The 18,261-nt window shown below is 53.2% G+C and carries 17 protein-coding genes; 13 read left to right on the forward strand and 4 right to left on the reverse strand.

The annotated features are described in order from the left end of the window. Nucleotides 1-5: 5 nt before the first annotated feature. Nucleotides 6-1,352, reverse strand: a complete 1,347-nt coding sequence (glpT, locus tag BL249_RS10950) for a glycerol-3-phosphate transporter (RefSeq protein ID WP_099705849.1) — start codon at nucleotides 1,350-1,352, stop codon at nucleotides 6-8. A gap of 317 nt (nucleotides 1,353-1,669) precedes the next feature. Between glpT and BL249_RS10955 the strand changes: the two genes are divergently transcribed. Further along, complete coding sequence (locus tag BL249_RS10955; RefSeq protein ID WP_099705816.1) at nucleotides 1,670-2,533, forward strand: carboxylate/amino acid/amine transporter; 864 nt, start codon at nucleotides 1,670-1,672, stop codon at nucleotides 2,531-2,533. Nucleotides 2,534-2,538: 5 nt separating this feature from the next. Here the strand turns inward: BL249_RS10955 and metR are convergent, their stop codons facing one another. After that, nucleotides 2,539-3,480, reverse strand: a complete 942-nt coding sequence (gene metR / locus BL249_RS10960) for an HTH-type transcriptional regulator MetR (RefSeq protein WP_099705817.1) — start codon at nucleotides 3,478-3,480, stop codon at nucleotides 2,539-2,541. A 149-nt stretch (nucleotides 3,481-3,629) separates the two neighbouring features. Between metR and metE the strand changes: the two genes are divergently transcribed. Continuing rightward, a complete protein-coding gene (metE, locus tag BL249_RS10965; protein ID WP_099753254.1) occupies nucleotides 3,630-5,900 on the forward strand; it encodes a 5-methyltetrahydropteroyltriglutamate--homocysteine S-methyltransferase in 2,271 nt (756 codons plus the stop codon). A 56-nt stretch (nucleotides 5,901-5,956) separates the two neighbouring features. On the opposite strand, the gene BL249_RS10970 is transcribed toward metE, so the two are convergent. Together BL249_RS10970 and BL249_RS10975 are read right to left on the reverse strand one after the other, a co-directional pair. Further along, complete coding sequence (locus BL249_RS10970; protein ID WP_099705819.1) at nucleotides 5,957-7,066, reverse strand: DNA-methyltransferase; 1,110 nt, start codon at nucleotides 7,064-7,066, stop codon at nucleotides 5,957-5,959. Nucleotides 7,067-7,228: 162 nt separating this feature from the next. Continuing rightward, entirely contained in the window at nucleotides 7,229-8,086 is an 858-nt protein-coding gene (locus BL249_RS10975; RefSeq protein ID WP_099705820.1) for a dienelactone hydrolase family protein, read from the reverse strand. A gap of 277 nt (nucleotides 8,087-8,363) precedes the next feature. On the opposite strand from BL249_RS10975, the gene udp reads away from it, so the two are divergent. From udp to hemB, 11 genes are all read left to right on the forward strand, one after another. After that, the gene (gene udp, locus BL249_RS10980) at nucleotides 8,364-9,125 is read left to right on the forward strand and encodes a uridine phosphorylase (protein ID WP_099705821.1); all 762 of its coding nucleotides are present in this window, start codon (nucleotides 8,364-8,366) and stop codon (nucleotides 9,123-9,125) included. A 94-nt stretch (nucleotides 9,126-9,219) separates the two neighbouring features. Next, on the forward strand, nucleotides 9,220-9,990 hold the full coding sequence (locus BL249_RS10985; protein WP_099705822.1) for a tyrosine-protein phosphatase: 771 nt from the start codon (nucleotides 9,220-9,222) through the stop codon (nucleotides 9,988-9,990). Between the two features lie 82 nt (nucleotides 9,991-10,072). Further along, complete coding sequence (gene rmuC, locus BL249_RS10990; RefSeq protein ID WP_099705823.1) at nucleotides 10,073-11,569, forward strand: DNA recombination protein RmuC; 1,497 nt, start codon at nucleotides 10,073-10,075, stop codon at nucleotides 11,567-11,569. Nucleotides 11,570-11,652: 83 nt separating this feature from the next. Then, nucleotides 11,653-12,408 carry a bifunctional demethylmenaquinone methyltransferase/2-methoxy-6-polyprenyl-1,4-benzoquinol methylase UbiE gene (gene ubiE, locus BL249_RS10995; RefSeq protein WP_099705824.1) on the forward strand — a complete coding sequence of 252 codons (756 nt, stop codon included), beginning with the start codon at nucleotides 11,653-11,655 and terminating at the stop codon, nucleotides 12,406-12,408. Nucleotides 12,409-12,420: 12 nt separating this feature from the next. After that, entirely contained in the window at nucleotides 12,421-13,026 is a 606-nt protein-coding gene (gene ubiJ, locus BL249_RS11000; RefSeq protein ID WP_099705825.1) for a ubiquinone biosynthesis protein UbiJ, read from the forward strand. Then, a complete protein-coding gene (gene ubiB / locus BL249_RS11005) occupies nucleotides 13,023-14,660 on the forward strand; it encodes a ubiquinone biosynthesis regulatory protein kinase UbiB (protein ID WP_099705826.1) in 1,638 nt (545 codons plus the stop codon). Before ubiJ ends, ubiB begins: the two co-directional genes overlap by 4 nt. A 117-nt stretch (nucleotides 14,661-14,777) precedes the next feature. Continuing rightward, nucleotides 14,778-15,035 carry a twin-arginine translocase subunit TatE gene (gene tatE / locus BL249_RS11010; protein ID WP_099705850.1) on the forward strand — a complete coding sequence of 86 codons (258 nt, stop codon included), beginning with the start codon at nucleotides 14,778-14,780 and terminating at the stop codon, nucleotides 15,033-15,035. Between the two features lie 3 nt (nucleotides 15,036-15,038). Continuing rightward, on the forward strand, nucleotides 15,039-15,563 hold the full coding sequence (gene tatB, locus BL249_RS11015) for a Sec-independent protein translocase protein TatB (protein WP_099705827.1): 525 nt from the start codon (nucleotides 15,039-15,041) through the stop codon (nucleotides 15,561-15,563). A gap of 2 nt (nucleotides 15,564-15,565) precedes the next feature. Further along, nucleotides 15,566-16,321: a Sec-independent protein translocase subunit TatC gene (gene tatC / locus BL249_RS11020; RefSeq protein WP_099705828.1), complete on the forward strand. Its 756-nt coding sequence runs from the start codon at nucleotides 15,566-15,568 to the stop codon at nucleotides 16,319-16,321. An 89-nt stretch (nucleotides 16,322-16,410) separates the two neighbouring features. Continuing rightward, nucleotides 16,411-17,190: a 3'-5' ssDNA/RNA exonuclease TatD gene (tatD, locus tag BL249_RS11025; RefSeq protein ID WP_099705829.1), complete on the forward strand. Its 780-nt coding sequence runs from the start codon at nucleotides 16,411-16,413 to the stop codon at nucleotides 17,188-17,190. A 35-nt stretch (nucleotides 17,191-17,225) separates the two neighbouring features. After that, nucleotides 17,226-18,251 (forward strand): porphobilinogen synthase, encoded by a 1,026-nt coding sequence (gene hemB / locus BL249_RS11030; protein ID WP_099705830.1) that lies wholly within the window; start codon nucleotides 17,226-17,228, stop codon nucleotides 18,249-18,251. Nucleotides 18,252-18,261 lie beyond the last annotated feature (10 nt).

Raw genomic sequence — 18,261 nt, forward strand, 5'->3', positions numbered from 1 at the left:
TTTGCTCAGTGCGGATTAAGGGCACGTTTGTGCTTGTTTTCGCTAAGCATGGTAAGCAACAGCAGAATAACCGCCAGCACGCCACCAGCAATCATCACAATGAAGCCGCCATCCCAGCCAAAATAGTCGACGGTGTATCCGACAATGGCGCTGGCGGCAACGGAACCGCCAAGATAGCCGAACAGGCCGGTAAAGCCCGCGGCAGTGCCTGCGGCTTTCTTAGGTGCCAGCTCCAGTGCGTGCAGACCAATCAGCATCACCGGCCCGTAAATTAAAAAGCCGATGGTGATCATACAGGCCATATCCACGCCGGGGTTCCCCGCCGGGTTGAGCCAGTAAATGAGGGTGGCGACAGTGACCAGTACCATAAATAGCATGCCGGTTGCGCCGCGATTGCCTTTGAACACTTTATCGGACATCCATCCACATAGCAGGGTGCCGGGAATACCGGCGTATTCATAAAAGAAATAGGCCCAGGATGAGGTGTCGAGCGTGAAATGTTTCACTTCTTTCAGGTAAGTCGGTGACCAGTCAAGAATGCCGTAACGCAATAAATAAACAAACACGTTAGCCAGCGCGATATACCACAGCAGCTTATTGGGCAGAACATACTGCATAAAAATTTGTTTGGTGGTGAATTCCTGCTCATGTTTTTCGTTGTAATCTGGCGGATAGTCGTTTTTGTACTCTTCAATTGGCGGCAGGCCACAGGATTGCGGCGTATCACGCATCAGTGCAAAGGCAATCAGCGCAACAATAATCGCGCCAATGGCGGGCATATAAAGCGCGGCCTTCCAGTCGTTAAACCAGGCCATACCGAGCAGAAACAGCAATGGCGGAATGCCACCGCCAACGTTGTGTGCGCAGTTCCAGACCGAGACAATCCCGCCACGTTCTTTCTGTGACCACCAGTGAACCATGGTGCGTCCGCAGGGCGGCCAGCCCATACCCTGAAACCAGCCGCAAACAAACAGCAGCACAAACATCACCATGATGCTTGAAGTGGCCCAGGGAACAAACCCCATAAACAGCATAACCGCTGCCGCCATAATCAGCCCGGCTGGCAGGAAAACCCGGGGATTGGAGCGGTCTGATATTGACCCCATGATGAATTTAGAAAATCCGTATGCGATCGAAATACCGGAAAGTGCAAAACCGAGATCGCCACGGGAGAAGCCCTGATCGACCAGATAGGGCATCGCCAGTGCGAAGTTTTTACGTACCAGATAATAGGCGGCGTAACCGAAAAAAATACCAATAAAAATCTGCCAGCGCAGGCGGCGATAAAGCGGATCTACGCGGTCTGCGGCCACCTGTGGTTGGTGTGCGGCAGGTTTGAATATGCTAAGCATTCGGGCCTCCAATGGCATTTATTATTTCTTGCAATGCACCCCGTTATCAGAGTGGGTGAAATGTTACATTTTTATGAACGAAAAACCACATTTCTCGTCATTAATATGACATTTCGAACGTTATTTGATGTTTTAATGTGATTTAAATCACCATGTGGCTTTCGTTTTGTCTGGATATGTTCGTTTTGTGGATTTATTTGTTCTTATGATGATTATTTTATTTGATGAATTTATATTCAATTGTAAATTAAATATCGACGCGTAAAAATGACGCTTCAGGTAAAGTACGCCTATCCGATATTTACAGGTTATGAGCCGTGGCACTGCTTATCATTTCCACTTTGTTGTGGGCTTTTTCCTTTAGCCTGATTGGCGAGTATCTTGCCGGACAGGTAGATAGCTGGTTTTCCGTGCTGTTCAGGCTGGCCCTGGCGGCGCTGGTATTTCTGCCGTTTCTGCGCTGGCGAGGGTATCGTGCATCGACATTGCTGCTGTATATGGCAGTGGGGGCGTTACAGCTGGGCATCATGTATCTGATAAGCTTCCAGGCGTATCTCTATCTGAGTGTGACCGAATTTTTGCTGTTTACGGTGATGACACCGTTGTATGTCACCTTGATTTACGATCTGCTGCGGGGCAAGGGGGTCCGTCCTGGCTATGTTTTTAGCGCGCTGCTGGCGGTATTGGGGGCGGCGATAATTCGCTACGATAAAGTCAGCGATCACTTCTGGTTTGGGCTGTTGCTGGTACAGCTGGCCAATATTATTTTTGCTATCGGCATGGTGGGCTATAAGCGTTTGCAGGAAGTCCGTCCTATGCCGCAGCATACGGCCTTTTCCTGGTTCTATGTTGGTGCGGTGCTGGTGGCGGCACTGGCATTTGCATTCTGGGGAAATCCGCATCAATTACCGTCTACCCATTTTCAATGGGGTATTTTAGTCTGGCTGGGGGTGGTGGCTTCCGGACTGGGCTATTTTATGTGGAATTATGGTGCTACCCAGGTAGATGCCGGGACGCTCGGTATTATGAATAATATGCATGTGCCGGCTGGGCTGCTGGTGAACCTGGCTATCTGGCAGCAGCAGCCGCACTGGCCCAGCTTTTTACTGGGGGCGACGGTGATCTTCGCCTCACTATGGGTGCACAAACGCTGGATTGTCAGCCGCAAGGAGGCGGTTTAGCCGCGCTATGATGTGACATCGCGCTGCGGCAACGGCGTGCCGGGCCGCGATGCATCACGGACAAAGGGCAGGTGATCGCAGGCATGCTGACGGGCAGAGCGGATAAAGGCTTCTGTCACCGGCTGGCGTTGCTCGCCATCGCGCACCGCCGCATACAGGCGGCTCCACAAGCCATCTCCCAGCGTTTTGGTTACCACCAGCCCCTGACGTTCAAAACTTTCAACCACCCAGTGGGGCAAGGCGGCAATACCCATACGTGCGGCCACCATTTGGATCAACAACAGCGTATTATCCACACTTTTCAGCGTTGGACTGATGGCGGCAGGCTGGAGAAAGTGACGCCAGATATCCAGGCGCTGGCGCTGTACCGGATAGATCATCAGGGTTTCATCAGCCAGGTGCTGCGGGCGGATATGCTCGCTTTGTGCCAGCGGGTGATCCGGTGCCAGTACCAGCCGTACTTCAAAGTCAAACATCGGTGAATAGTGTAATCCACTGCGTGGCAGGATATCCGAGGTGAGTACCACATCCAGCTCACCTTGCTGCAGTGCAGGCTGAGGGTCAAAAGTGACGCCGGATTTAAAATCCATTTCTACCTGGGGCCAGCTGCGGCGAAAATTATCCAGTGCCGGTGTCAGCCATTGAATACAGCTGTGGCATTCAATGGCAATCCGCAAGGCGGACTGATGGGGTTGATGGCAGTGTTGTAACGCCTGCTGAATTTGTGGCAGAACCTGTTCTGCCAGCTGTAATAAAATTTCCCCCTGCGCGGTAAAGCGCAGCGGCTGACTCTTTCTGACAAACAGGCGAAAGCCCAGACGCTGTTCAAGATCGCTGAACTGATGTGATAAGGCAGATTGCGTCTGGTGAAGCTGTGCCGCGGCGGCGGCCAGGGAACCAGTATTGCGCAGCGCTTGCAGCGTCCGCAGGTGTTTGAGTTCAATCATGAGAGTCCTTCACATCGGCCATGAATAATTTGCGCTTGAGGATTAAACAATACCTGCAGATTATAGCAGTGTAAACATCTGGATGGCTAAATGAACCGAAGGCGTCGTAATAGTGACTCCCGGCATGCATCGTTAAAGAGGACAGCGTAATGACAATTCTTAACCATACCCTCGGCTTCCCTCGTGTCGGCTTACGTCGCGAATTGAAAAAAGCACAAGAGAGTTACTGGGCGGGCAATTCAACTCAGGAAGCGCTGCTGGCAACCGGCCGTGAGCTGCGCGCCCGTCACTGGAAGCAGCAGCAGGAAGCAGGGGTTGATTTGGTACCAGTGGGTGATTTCGCCTGGTATGATCACGTTCTGACAACCAGCCTGCTGCTGGGTAATGTGCCGGCACGTCACCAGAATAAAGACGGATCAGTCGATCTGGATACCCTGTTTCGTATCGGACGCGGACGTGCGCCGACCGGCGAACCGGCCGCCGCCGCTGAAATGACCAAATGGTTTAATACCAACTATCACTATATGGTGCCGGAATTCAGCCAGGGGCAGACTTTTGCACTGAGCTGGAGGCAGCTGCTTGATGAAGTGGACGAAGCGCTGGCGCTGGGCCATAAAGTTAAACCTGTGCTGCTGGGACCGGTCACTTATCTGTGGCTGGGTAAAGTAAAAGGCGCTCCGTTTGATCGCCTGTCGTTGCTCAACGCTATTCTGCCGGTTTATCAGCAGGTGCTGGCTGAGTTGGCCAAACGTGGTGTGGAATGGGTACAGATTGATGAACCCGCACTGGTGCTGGAACTGCCTCAGGAATGGCAGGCGGCCTTTAAACCGGCCTATGAGGCGCTGCAGGGGCAGGTCAGGCTGCTGCTGACTACCTATTTCGATAGCATTGGGCAGAATCTGGAGGTGATACGTCGCCTGCCGGTACAGGGGTTACATGTCGATCTGGTTCATGGTAAAGATGATCCGGCGGCGCTTAATGCGGCGCTACCCGCCGACTGGCTGCTGTCGCTGGGAGTCATTAATGGTCGTAACGTCTGGCGCGCCGATCTGAGTAGCTGGTTTAGCCGCCTGCAGCCGCTGATTGCGCAGCGTCAGCAGCTATGGATAGGTAGCTCCTGCTCATTGTTGCACAGTCCTATCGATCTTAGCGTGGAAACCCGTCTTGATGATGAGGTGAAAAGCTGGTTTGCTTTTGCGCTGCAAAAATGCGCTGAGCTGGCATTGCTGACCCGGGCGCTGAACAATAACGATCCGGCCTCACTGGCGGCGTGGAGTGCGCCTATCCGCGCCCGTCGCGACTCCAGCCGGGTACACAATGCTGCTGTGGCTAAACGCCTGGCCGCGATTACCGCCAGAGACAGTCAGCGTGCCAGTGTCTATCCGCTGCGTGCGCAGGCTCAGCGCGACCGTTTTCAGCTGCCTGCCTGGCCGACCACCACTATCGGGTCGTTCCCGCAGACCACCGAAATTCGCGGTCTGCGTCTTGACTTTAAGCAGGGGCGCATTGATGGCGGTAACTACCGTACCGGCATTGCTCAGCATATTAAACAGGCGATCGTTGAGCAGGAGCGCCTTGGTCTGGATGTGCTGGTCCATGGTGAAGCTGAACGTAATGACATGGTTGAGTATTTTGGCGAGCATCTGGATGGCTTTATCTTTACGCAAAATGGCTGGGTGCAGAGCTATGGCTCCCGCTGCGTTAAGCCACCGGTCATTATTGGTGATATCAGCCGCCCTGAACCCATTACGGTCGAATGGGCCAAATACGCTCAGTCGCTCACCGATAAGCCGGTTAAAGGCATGCTGACCGGTCCGGTCACCATCCTTTGCTGGTCTTTCCCGCGGGAAGATGTGAGCCGGGAAACCATCGCTAAGCAGATTGCGCTGGCGCTGCGTGATGAAGTAGCCGATCTGGAAAACGCCGGCATTGGTATTATTCAGATTGACGAACCTGCGTTGCGTGAAGGTCTGCCGCTGCATCGTTCAGACTGGGCGGCGTATCTGGCATGGGCGGTGGAAGCCTGCCGTCTTAATGCGGCCGTTGCCAAAGACGACACGCAGATTCATACCCATATGTGTTACTGCGAATTTAACGACATTATGGATTCGATTGCAGCACTGGACGCAGATGTGATTACGATTGAAACCTCACGGTCGGATATGGAGTTACTGGAGTCGTTTGAAGAGTTCGAGTATCCCAATGAAATCGGGCCAGGAGTCTACGATATCCATTCACCGAACGTTCCGGATGTTGCCTGGATGGAAGCGTTGCTGAGAAAAGCTGCGCAGCGTATTCCGGTGGAACGCTTGTGGGTGAATCCGGACTGCGGTCTGAAAACCCGCGGCTGGACGGAAACCCGTCAGGCCCTGGCAAATATGGTGAAAGCGGCGCAAAACCTGCGCACCAGCGTCGGTTAAGTTAGGCGGTTAACCTGAAGCATCCTGAAAAAGGGCATCCAGCGGATGCCCTTTTTTTAGCGTTTTTTCAGACGCAGTGCACTTAGCCGGGGAACCGCTTGCTGTGCCATCTGATAGAAGTCAGTATCAATTTCAATCCCGGTGCTGTGGTAGCCGACCGCGCTGGCTGCCGCCAGAGTGGAACCTGCCCCCATGAAAGGGTCAAGGACTTCACCTTGCTGTAGCGGCAGCACCGCCTGCACCAGCTGACGCATAAAATCCTGCGGTTTCAGCGAGGGGTGTGGGGCGATGCGTTTTTCACTGGCAGGCGTAGGATGCGAGCGGATGAGATCGCCGAACGGTTTATCGGCGGCAGGACGACGAAATCCGCCAGTATGCCAGCGTCGCAGATTATCCTGTACTCTGCCTTCCAGTGGTTTTCGTAGTAACACCCAGGGTTCCCATTGGGAGCGCGGTAATACCGAAACCATATCAAATTCATCGTGGGCATTTTTTGGCCGGTCGCCACCGCGCATGGTCATCACCTGACGAGCCAGATAGCCGCGCAGTTCCAGGCCAGAAGCGGACATGGCCGATGCCACCAGATGACAGAGTAAGGGATTGGAGGCCACCACGACATTGGCTCCGGGAACAATAACGCGCTGCAGGCTGGTGGCCAGTCTGGCAAAAAAGCACCACAGCTGTTCACGATCTGCCTCATTGAGCACGGTAAAGCGCGGGAGCGGGGCGCGCTGGCGGCCATCAAAAGATGGTGGCAGGCGCCAGATACCGCCTTTTCCCGCGCGAAGCTTGGCGGTTTCGGCCGGACTGTATTCCAGCAAGCTATAAGGCGGATCGGTGACAACTGCCTGAAAACGATTCTCCTGCTGCTGTGCCAGCCAGTGAAAACAATCGGCATGGATTAAACGCGCCCGGCCTATCCGGCTCTGGGTAAACCCGGGGTGGTCGCTCAGTGCGACGTCTGGGGATAAACGGTAGTGCCCCCGGGTGACCCGGATAAACAGGCCGGGCGTGTTCAGATTAAGGTAAGATCGTACCGATGACGAGGCCACCGGCCCAATCAGACGGCTGACGCCGAGCGTAATATCCCGGGTCGATGCTTCATGCTGCTGCTGCCTCAGAAAGGCGATAATGGCATCGCGAACAACGCCGGCGGCATAGGCCATGGTGGTATTCCCCTTGTGTGCGGGGATGATGTTAGAGCCAGGACGTCGTTGGGTCAACGCTGCGGCCGGCGTGGTCGGGGAAAATGTTCTGAATAATCGCTATGTGCCCTTCAGCGCGTCGGACAAGTGATTCCGACGCGGCTGTGGCGGTTTAACCTGATATCAGGACAAGACGTCCGCTGCAGTGTGCGGGGCGACACCGTTTTGCCGGAACCAGTCGAGCATACGTTGCCAGCCGTCTTGCGCGGAAGCCTGATGATAGCTGGGGCGATAATCGGCATTAAAAGCATGTCCGGCATCCGGATAAACCACGATTTCAGCTTTGGCATTAGCCGCACGCAGTGCCTGACGCATAGTTTCGATCGTTTCCTGGGGAATACTGTCATCCATGCCGCCATACAGACCCAGTACCGGTGCATTAAGGTCAACGGCCACATCTATCGGATGTTCAGGTTGTTTAATCGATTTTTCCCCCATTAGTTTGCCGTACCAGGCCACACAGGCTTTAAGCTGTGGGTTATGCGCCGCATAGAGCCAGGCAATACGGCCACCCCAGCAGAAGCCGGTCACCGCCATTTTGCGCATGTCGCCCTCGTGGCGTGAGGCCCAGTTAGCGACGTGATCGAGGTCGGCCAGCACCTGGGCATCCGGCACTTTACTGACCAGTTCCTGGAGTAGTTTGCCAATGTCGCTGTACTCTGTCGGATCACCCTGACGAAAATAGAGTTCAGGGGCGATGGCAAGATAACCTTCACCCGCCAGCCGGCGGCAAATATCGCGGATGTGTTCGTGGACGCCAAAAATCTCCTGAATGACTAATACTACCGGCAGCGCCTTGCCCCCTGTCTCCTTAGGCCGGGCGTAAAAGGCTGGCATGCTTTCACCCTGCGTGGGTATGGATGTTTCGCCTGACTGTATTGCCGGGTTACGAGTGATAATTGTTGACGAAGCGACAGGTGATACGGCCGGAGCAAACCCGCTGTGACCTGGCTTTTGGCTGACGTTTTCTTCGGTTTTCATCGGTCTCTCCATGTATGTCTTGAGCGCAATTTTTAACTATAGCCTGTCTTCACTGTCATGAGCAGCCCGCCTGCTCAGTTACTCTCTGCCGTCGTCACAAAGCGCACATCTTGTGTCAAACCGAAGCGGTATAACCGTTATATGTGATATATATCACGAGATAATTCTTAGGTTGCATTGCAAATATCATGGCCAGTGATTGTTATCACGTTTAACAATTATTCGTTCGCGTAGAGTACTGCGCCTGTACCTTTATCCGTGTCGACAGGAGTGTGATGTGGCACAGTCTGACGTTTTTCATCTTGGGCTTAGCAAAGCCGATCTCCAGGGGGCTACCCTGGCCATTATTCCGGGCGCGCCGGAGCGTGTTAAAAAAATCGCCGCACTGATGGATAATCCGGTGCCACTTGCTTCACATCGTGAGTTCACCTCATGGCGCGGGCAACTGGGACAGCAGTCGGTGATTGTGTGTTCGACCGGTATTGGTGGGCCTTCAACCTCAATCGCGGTGGAAGAACTTGCCCAGCTTGGTATCCGTACTTTCCTGCGGGTGGGCACCACCGGGGCGATTCAGCCGCATATCAACGTTGGCGATGTGCTGATTACCACCGGCGCGGTGCGACTGGATGGTGCCAGCCTGCACTTTGCGCCGATGGCGTTTCCGGCGGTAGCCGATTTTACCTGCACCACGGCGCTGGTGGCTGCGGCGCGTGATGCGGCTGCCAGCATGCACGTAGGTATTACGGCCTCGTCAGACACCTTCTACCCAGGCCAGGAACGCTATGATACTTATTCCGGTCGCGTGGTCAGACATTTCCAGCATTCTATGGCTGAATGGCAGCAGATGGGGGTAATGAACTACGAAATGGAGTCTGCTACGCTGCTGACCATGTGTGCCAGTCAGGGCTTGCGTGCCGGTATGGTCGCTGGTGTGATTGTGAACCGTACCCAGCAGGAAATACCCAACGAAGCAACCATGCTGCAAACGGAGAATGACGCGGTGAAAATTGTGATTGAGGCCGCGCGCAGACTGGTTTAAATCAGCAGTAAGGCACGCAATGTCACACACCTCCTGCCGGTTTGGCTTATTGAGACTGCTGTAGTTAAGCGACTTTCAATAAAAGGGACTAATTATGGCGCTTTTGTCATCTGTGAAGCCACAGCAAGGGATTAATTTTCGCGATATGGCGGGGCTGCCTGGCCGCGATGGCCGCCGGATTCGTGCTGGTTGCCTGTTTCGTTCCGGGGCGCTGAATGAACTGAATGAGGAAGACCTTGTTCAGCTGGCAGCTTTGCCTCTGATCCACGTGGTCGACTACCGTGATCACGTTGAAAGTGAACGGCATCCCGACCGTCTCTGGACCGGTGCTATTTACCACGCGGTGCCTGCTAATCCGCTTCATGCCACGGTGAGCGCCAGTCTGGACTCGCTGGTCAGCGAAGCCATTCATGATTTTGACGCCGTGGCGTTTATGCTGGAGCTGTATCGCCTGTTACCCTTCAAAAATCCTGCCTACCAGCATCTTTCTGCCCTGCTGCGCGATCCTGCCACCACCTCCCTGGTTCAGCACTGTGCCGTTGGCAAAGATCGCACCGGCATCGGCAGTGCACTGCTGTTGTTTGCCCTCGGTGCCAGTAAACAAACGGTGATGGAAGACTATTTGCTGACGCAAACAGCGCTGGCACCGTTTCGCGAACGCATGTTGTCAGGTTTTGCCGGCAAGCTGGATGAAGACAGTCTTGGCAAACTCAATTACGTCCTGTCAGTACACCCATCCTGTTTGCAGGTCGCAATTGACGAAATAGAGCGTCAGTATGGCTCAATTGACAGCTGGCTTGCGCTGGAATATCAGCTCGATGACGTCGCCTGCGCCGCGTTGCAGCAGCGCTTTTTATTGCCCTGATAGCACCGTAGAATGGAATTGTCTGGACATTTATACAGTGTCGCTCTACCTTTTCCGCTTAGCAGGGGATCGGGAGAGTCAGATGGATATAACGGTAATTTATATGATTGCAGCGGGTTTGACCGGGCTGGTGGCCGGTGTGCTGGTCATTTATCTCTACTATCAGCGGCGGCTGGCGCAGCTACAAAGCGAGCAGCGGGTACTGGCGCATAGCGCCCAGCTGTCGGAAGCAGAACGTCAACGGCTGCTGCAACTGTATGAAGCACAGCAGCTGGAACTGCGTCAGATACATGCGGCTCTCAGCGCTGCACAGGAAAAGCTCCATCATGCTGACCACTGGCGTAATGAGTGCGAACAGCTGAGCCGTGAACTGCGTAATCAGCTGGAGGTTAACAGTGCGCAGGAAGCCGAATTGCGTGAAGTCACTATTCGCCTTGAGGAAACTCGCCTCGCCGCGGAAGAGAAACAGCGGCTGCTGGTCAACAGTGAACAGCGCCTTAACGCACAATTTGAAAATCTGGCGCATCGTATTTTTGAAAACAGCGGCCGGCGGGTAGATGAACAGAACCGCCAGAGTCTTAATGCGCTGATAACGCCACTGCGTGAACAGCTGGAAGGATTCCGTCGCCAGGTGCAGGAGGGGTTTGGCCAGGAGGCGCGTGAACGCCATACCCTGACCCATGAGATTCGCCAGTTGCAGCAACTTAATGCCCGCATGGCCGAAGAGGCAGTCAATCTGACCCGGGCATTAAAAGGAGACAATAAAACTCAGGGAAACTGGGGCGAGGTGATTCTCAATCGGGTGCTGGAGGCATCCGGGCTGCGGGAAGGTTATGAATATGATACTCAGGTTGCTATTCAGCTGGAAAATCAGGGGCGTATGCAACCGGATGTGATTGTTCATTTACCGCAAAATAAAGACGTTGTTATTGATGCCAAGATGACACTGGTTGCCTATGAACGCTATTTTAATGCGCAGGATGACGCGACACGCGAGCTGGCAATGAGTGAACATGTCACTGCCATCCGCAGCCATTTACGTCAGCTGAGCCGGAAAGATTATCACCGCTTGCCGGGGGTTCGTTCCCTTGATTATGTGCTGATGTTTATTCCGGTTGAACCGGCGTTCCTGCTGGCCCTGGATCGCCAGCCGGAACTGATTAATGAAGCGTTGCAGCAAAATATTATGCTGGTCAGCCCAACCACGCTACTGGTGGCTTTACGCACTATCAGTAATCTCTGGCGTTACGAACATCAGAGCCGTAACGCACAGCAGATCGCGGAGCGGGCGTCCCGGCTCTACGATAAAATGCGCCTGTTTGTCGATGATATGAGCGCTATCGGCCAGAATCTGGACCGGGCCAGTGATAGCTATCGTCTGGCCATGAAAAAGCTCAGTGAAGGGCGCGGTAACCTGATTGCGCAAAGTGAACGTTTTCGACAGCTGGGCGTCGAAATTAAGCGCCCGATCGATCCGCGACTGGCACAGCAGGCGATGCCGGAAGAAGATGCAGAAAGTCTGGATGAAACCGATGAGGTTGCTTCAGCGCCTGAGGCGCTGCGCCGGCTTCAGCAATAGCCTGCGCTCAGGGTGCCAGGCAGGATGGACTCTGGTACACTGCTACAATACGTGAATAGCAAATAATTCAGCAGGTAAAACGCATGGCAGATAACAACGAGGAAACGACACATTTCGGATTTCGCACCGTGGCGAAAGAGGAAAAAGCCGGAATGGTTGCCGATGTTTTTCACTCTGTTGCGGCAAAATACGATTTGATGAATGACCTGATGTCGCTGGGTATTCATCGGATATGGAAACGTTTTACTATCGATTGCAGTGGCGTGCGGCGTGGGCAGAAAGTGTTAGATTTAGCTGGAGGAACCGGCGATCTGACGGCAAAATTTTCCCGTATTGTCGGGGAGTCCGGTGAAGTTGTGCTGGCAGATATCAATAGCTCCATGCTGAAGATGGGCCGGGAAAAACTCAGAAATAAAGGCGTACTGGGGAATGTCAGCTATGTGCAGGCAAACGCTGAGGCCCTGCCGTTTCCGGATAATACCTTTGATTGCATTACTATTTCGTTCGGTCTGCGTAATGTGACGGACAAAGATAAAGCGCTGGCCTCAATGTTTCGGGTGCTGAAACCGGGCGGACGTTTACTGATTCTGGAATTTTCCCGGCCACTTTTTGAGCCCTTGAGTAAAGCTTATGACGCCTATTCTTTCCACGTATTGCCGCGTATCGGTGAACTGGTGGCTAAGGATGCCGAAAGCTATCGTTATCTGGCCGAATCGATTCGTATGCACCCGGATCAGGAAACGCTTAAGCAAATGATGGGGGCAGTTGGCTTCGAAAACATCAGCTATCACAATCTTACCGGCGGTATTGTCGCTTTACACCGTGGATTTAAGTTCTAAGCAGGAAGGCTCATGACTATCATGCCGCTGTTGACCGCTGGACTGGAAACGGCGCTCAATTATGTTCTCTACCGCGATCGTGGTCTTAAGGCAGCGCGCCAGCGCCTGACCGGACGTAGTCTGGCTCTGGCGCTGCACGGCTTTTCCCATCCGTTAATTTTGTTGTTCAGCGAACAGCAGGTTGATGTTATCAGTGCCTGGCAGGATCAGGCCGATTGTACTGTGCGTACCCACCTTTCCACCCTGAGCCGGCTGCGCGACCGTCAGCAGCTGGCCACGTTAATTCGTCACGGTGAACTGGAAGTGGAGGGCGATCTGCAGGTGGTACAACAGTTTGCTGCGCTGATAGACCTTGCTGAGCCTGACCCGGCGGAATATCTCGCCCCCTGGCTGGGTGATGTCGTCGCGCATGGCGTGGGGACGATGCTAAAAAAACAGCTGGGATTTATCCAGCGCGATGCCGTGCGAAAGCAGCGTTATTTATCTGAAGCGATCACCGAAGAATGGCGTCTGGCCCCTGGCGCGCTGGAAGCAGCATGGTTCGCGGAAGAAGTGGAGGCGCTCGGACGTTCACTGACAGACCTGGATAGCCGACTCGACAAGCTGGAGGCGAAATGACCCCGGGCGAAATTCGTCGTCTCTACTACATCATCAGCGTTTTTCTCAGCTACGGCCTTGATGAACTGATTCCCAAAACCCGTCTTACGCTGCCGTTACGTTTGTGGCGTAAATGTCTGTTCTGGATTAAAAATAAGCATGCGAGCAAACCCTTAGGCGAACGTTTACGCCTGGCGCTGGAACAGCTGGGGCCGGTCTGGATTAAATTTGGCCAGATGATGTCGACCCGGCGTGACCTGTTTGCGCCGCAGATTGCTGACCAGCTGGCAATGTTGCAGGATAAGGTTGCCCCTTTTGAGGGATATAAAGCTCAGCAGCAGATTGAACTGTCACTGGGCATGCCTGTCAGCGCCTTATTTGATGATTTCGAGGTGACGCCCCTGGCATCGGCTTCTATTGCCCAGGTGCATACCGCCACGCTGCGCGAAAATGGTCGTGAAGTGGTTATCAAGGTTATCCGTCCTGATATTGTGCCAATCATCAAAGCCGATATGAAACTGATTTACCGGCTGGCACGCTGGGTACCGCGTTTGTTACCGGATGGCCGTCGGCTGCGGCCACTGGAAGTTGTCGCCGATTATGAAAAAACCCTGATGGATGAGCTGAATTTGCTACGCGAAGCGGCTAATGCTATTCAGCTCAGGCGTAATTTTGAAGCGAGCAGAATGCTGTATGTTCCGGAGATCTTCTCAGACTATTGCAGTGAGACGATGCTGGTTATGGAACGTATTTACGGAATTCCTATTTCTGACGTAACGGCGCTTGAACAGCATGGTGTTAACCTCAAGCTGCTGGCTGAGCGCGGAGTACAGGTGTTTTTTACTCAGGTGTTTCGCGACAGTTTTTTCCATGCGGATATGCATCCGGGGAATATTTTTGTCAGCTATGAACATCCGGAAGACCCGCAGTATATCGGTATTGATTGCGGCATTGTCGGCTCATTAAATAAAGAAGATAAACGCTATCTGGCGGAAAATTTTATCGCTTTTTTTAATCGTGATTACCGTAAAGTGGCGGAGTTGCACGTTGATTCTGGTTGGGTTCCACCGGATACCAATGTGGAAGATTTCGAGTTTGCTATTCGCACCGTTTGCGAACCTATTTTTGAAAAACCGCTGGCTGAGATTTCCTTCGGACACGTTTTGCTTAACCTGTTTAATACCGCGCGTCGTTTTAATATGGAAGTTCAGCCTCAGCTGGTGCTGCTGCAAAAAACGCTGCTGTATGTGGAAGGGGTCGGGCGTCAGCTTTACCCGCAACTGGACCTGTGGAAAACGGCAAAACCTTTTCTTGAAGAGTGGATTAAGGATCAAATTGGTCTGCCTGCGGTGCTGCGCGCCCTGAAGGATAAGGCGCCATTCTGGGCTGAGAAGCTTCCCGAGTTACCCGAGCTATTTTATGATAGCCTGCGGCAGCATAAGCTGTTACAACATAGTGTTGATAAATTAGCCAGTGATCTGAGAGAAGAACGCACGCGACATAATCAGTCACGCTATCTGTTTGGCGTGGGTGCCACGTTGTTGTTAGGGGGAGCGGCTCTTCTGCTGAAACGTCCTGAATGGGATCTGCTCCCGGCTTTGCTGATAGCAGGTGGTCTTGTTTCCTGGCTGGTGGGCTGGCGACGGACTGAATAATTGTCATAAAGCGTAAATAACCCATATCAACCCCTTCTGAACGTATTGATGCCATCGTCAGCGAGGTCTGAGCTGTTATATACTGCAAACAACATCCTTTATATATAGGGGCGAATGATGTTAGGTGGTTTAAGTTTTGGTCATTTACTGGTTGTTGCGATCATAGTGGTGTTGCTGTTTGGCACTAAAAAGCTGCGTACTCTGGGTTCCGATCTTGGTGCGTCACTGAAAGGTTTTAAGAAAGCCATGAGTGACGATGATGAAGCCGGGAAGAAGAACGGCCAGGATGCCGATTTTAACGCGCAGGTGACGCATAACCCGCCGCAGGGCACTGATGTTAAAGACGAGACTAAAAAAGATAAAGAGCAGGTGTAAACCGTGTTCGACATTGGTTTTAGCGAACTGCTGCTGGTCTTTATTATTGGTCTGGTGGTGCTTGGACCAAAGAGATTGCCGGTAGCGGTAAAAACCGTTGTGGGCTGGATCAGGGCGATGCGTTCACTGGCGGCCAATGTTCAGAATGAGCTGGCGCAGGAGCTGAAACTGCAGGAACTGCAGGATAGCCTGAAAAAAGTTGAACAGGCGGGGAAAGACAGCTTGTCTCCGGAACTGAAAGCCTCTATGGACGAACTCAGGCAGTCCGCCGAATCGCTCAAGCGTAGCTATCTGCACGATGCGGAAAAAGATCATGACGAACAGGCGCACACTATCCATAATCCGTTGATCAACGATCCGGCGGTCTCCCATGATGGCGTGACACCCGCCAGCGCCGACCATCAGGCAAGCGCCCCGCAGCAGGTGCCGGAAACGGTGACGCAACCTGAGTTATCCAAACAAACTGCGGATAAAAATAGCGCCGCCCGTCGCGCTTCGTCCCCTTCAGATGTCAGTGATGAACGTTAAATATGGCCGTTGAAGATACCCAGCCGCTCATCAGCCACCTGATTGAGCTGCGTAAACGCCTGCTTAACTGCATTATTGCGGTGGTAGCGATATTTTTCTGTCTGCTTTACTTTTCCAACGATATTTATCATCTGGTTGCCGCACCGCTGATCCACCAGATGCCGCATGGCGCAAGCATGATTGCGACCGGCGTGGCGTCCCCATTTTTAACCCCCATAAAGCTGACGGTCATTGTGTCAGTTTTTCTTGCCGTACCGATCATCCTTTATCAGGTCTGGGCATTTGTCGCCCCGGCGCTCTATCGTCATGAGCGTAAACTGATTATGCCGCTGTTATTTTCCAGCACGCTGCTGTTTTATATCGGGGTGGCATTCGCTTATTTTGTGGTGTTTCCTATCGCTTTTGGTTTTTTTTCCAAAACGGCTCCGCAAGGCGTTACCATTGCAACGGATATCAGCAACTATCTCGATTTTGTCATGACACTGTTTATGGCCTTTGGCGTTTCGTTTGAGGTGCCGATTGCCATTGTTTTGCTGTGCTGGACCGGGGTGACGACGCCGCAGGATCTCAAACAAAAACGTCCCTATGTTCTGGTTGGTGCGTTTGTGGTCGGTATGTTTCTGACCCCACCGGATGTTTTTTCTCAGACATTACTGGCTGTACCGATGTATCTGCTGTTTGAGGTTGGCGTGTTTTTCGCCCGTTTTTATGTTGGTAAAGGGCGGCAGAATGATGATGAGACGCAGCCGGAGCTATAATACGGACGCGCGCTTACCCGGTGTGGGTCGCGGGATGCGGCGGTGTGTTAAATAACCGCCCAGCAGGGTGGTTAATCTCTGGAAGCGTTATGTTTGATATTGGTGTTAACCTGACCAGTTCGCAGTTTGACCGGGATCGCCAGCAGGTCGTGACGCGCGCGCAGGCAGCGGGCGTTACCGGCCTGCTCATTACCGGAACCAATGCGCTGGAAAGCCAGCAGGCACAAGCGCTGGCGGCGGAACATCAGGGATATTGCTGGTCTACGGCTGGCGTGCATCCCCATCATGCCAGCGAATGGTCAGCGCAAGCGGAAGCGATATTGCGCCAGCTTACTCTGCTGCCCCAGGTGGTGGCGATTGGTGAGTGCGGGCTGGATTTTAATCGCAATTTTTCCCCGCCTGAACAGCAAATTGCTGCTTTCCATGCCCAGCTGGCACTGGCAAGCGAACGGCAAATGCCGGTTTTTATGCATTGTCGTGATGCCCATTCACGTTTTATGGCGGTGCTGGCGCCTTGGTTGCCGCAGCTTTCCGGTGGCGTTGTACATTGTTTTACCGGCAATCGGGCTGAACTGGACGAGTGCCTTGCCGCCGGCCTTTATATTGGTATTACCGGCTGGGTATGCGATGAACGACGCGGTCTTGAACTGCGTGCCTTGTTACCACACATACCTGCCGACAGACTGCTATTGGAAACTGATGCTCCCTGGCTGCTACCGCGAGATATGCAGCCGCCACCGGTTTCCCGTCGTAATGAACCCGGTTATCTGCCCCATATTGTTCAGCAGGTTGCCCGCTGGCGTGGCGAAGCGGCCGAAACAATAGCACAGAGAACCGAAGAGAATACGCGCCGACTTTTTCAGCTTTGATAAGGCCGGGCCTTTTGTAATCCGGAGAAAAGAAAATGAGTTATGTGTTTCCTGGTACCTTTCCCGGACGTCGCCTGCGTCGCATCCGTCGTCATGATTTTAGCCGTCGTCTGGTGGCAGAAAACCAACTTACCGTCAGCGATCTGATTTATCCGGTATTCGTGATGGAAGGACACAATATCAGGCAGGAAGTCCCTTCGATGCCGGGCGTATACCGTATGAGCATCGATTTGTTGTTGCAAGAAGCTGAACAGGTTACCCGGCTTGGCGTTCCGGTGCTGTCACTGTTTCCGGTAATTGAAGCAGATAAAAAATCATTACGCGCAGATGAAGCCTTTAATCCTGACGGTCTGGTGCAGCGCAGCGTCCGGGCTCTGAAAAATGCGTTACCGGAGCTGGGTGTGTTGACTGACGTGGCGCTCGACCCCTATACCACCCATGGCCAGGATGGTGTGATTGATGAAGATGGCTATGTCATCAACGATGTCACCAAAGAAATTCTGGTTCGTCAGGCGTTGTCACATGCGGAGGCCGGTGCTGAGATCGTGGCACCCAGCGATATGATGGATGGCCGTATTGCGGCGATTCGTGAACGACTGGAGGCCGACAAGCAGGTTAATACCCAGATTATGGCCTATTCGGCAAAATATGCTTCCTGCTATTACGGCCCCTTTCGTGATGCAATTGGCTCGGCAGGGAATCTGAAAGGTGGCAATAAAATGACTTATCAGATGGACCCCGCTAACAGTGATGAAGCCCTGCAGGAAATCGCACAGGATTTGCAGGAAGGGGCAGATATGGTGATGGTGAAACCGGGGATGCCTTATCTGGACGTTATTCGCCGGGTGAAAGATACCTTTGGCGTGCCGACTTTTGCTTATCAGGTATCCGGTGAGTATGCCATGCATATGGCCGCTATTCAGAACGGCTGGCTGGCTGAAAAACCTGCGATAATGGAGTCGCTGCTCTGTTTTAAACGGGCGGGGGCAAACGGTATTCTGACGTATTTTTCCAAACGGGTTGCCCAGTGGCTGCATGATGAAAGGATGCAGCCGCGTTAACTTTGTCGCC

It is taken from the genome of Erwinia sp. OLFS4, assembly GCF_002752165.1.
Classification (GTDB): Bacteria; Pseudomonadota; Gammaproteobacteria; order Enterobacterales; family Enterobacteriaceae; genus Izhakiella.

Bases quoted from the DNA above. Each gene is read 5' to 3' on its own strand.
- glpT (WP_099705849.1), bottom strand. From the start codon at position 1,352: ATGCTTAGCATATTCAAACCTGCCGCACACCAACCACAGGTGGCCGCA.
- metR (WP_099705817.1), bottom strand. From the start codon at position 3,480: ATGATTGAACTCAAACACCTGCGGACGCTGCAAGCGCTGCGCAATACT.
- metE (WP_099753254.1), top strand. From the start codon at position 3,630: ATGACAATTCTTAACCATACCCTCGGCTTCCCTCGTGTCGGCTTACGT.
- BL249_RS10970 (WP_099705819.1), bottom strand. From the start codon at position 7,066: ATGGCCTATGCCGCCGGCGTTGTTCGCGATGCCATTATCGCCTTTCTG.
- BL249_RS10975 (WP_099705820.1), bottom strand. From the start codon at position 8,086: ATGAAAACCGAAGAAAACGTCAGCCAAAAGCCAGGTCACAGCGGGTTT.
- BL249_RS10985 (WP_099705822.1), top strand. From the start codon at position 9,220: ATGGCGCTTTTGTCATCTGTGAAGCCACAGCAAGGGATTAATTTTCGC.
- rmuC (WP_099705823.1), top strand. From the start codon at position 10,073: ATGGATATAACGGTAATTTATATGATTGCAGCGGGTTTGACCGGGCTG.
- ubiE (WP_099705824.1), top strand. From the start codon at position 11,653: ATGGCAGATAACAACGAGGAAACGACACATTTCGGATTTCGCACCGTG.
- ubiJ (WP_099705825.1), top strand. From the start codon at position 12,421: ATGACTATCATGCCGCTGTTGACCGCTGGACTGGAAACGGCGCTCAAT.
- ubiB (WP_099705826.1), top strand. From the start codon at position 13,023: ATGACCCCGGGCGAAATTCGTCGTCTCTACTACATCATCAGCGTTTTT.
- tatE (WP_099705850.1), top strand. From the start codon at position 14,778: ATGTTAGGTGGTTTAAGTTTTGGTCATTTACTGGTTGTTGCGATCATA.
- tatC (WP_099705828.1), top strand. From the start codon at position 15,566: ATGGCCGTTGAAGATACCCAGCCGCTCATCAGCCACCTGATTGAGCTG.
- tatD (WP_099705829.1), top strand. From the start codon at position 16,411: ATGTTTGATATTGGTGTTAACCTGACCAGTTCGCAGTTTGACCGGGAT.
- hemB (WP_099705830.1), top strand. From the start codon at position 17,226: ATGAGTTATGTGTTTCCTGGTACCTTTCCCGGACGTCGCCTGCGTCGC.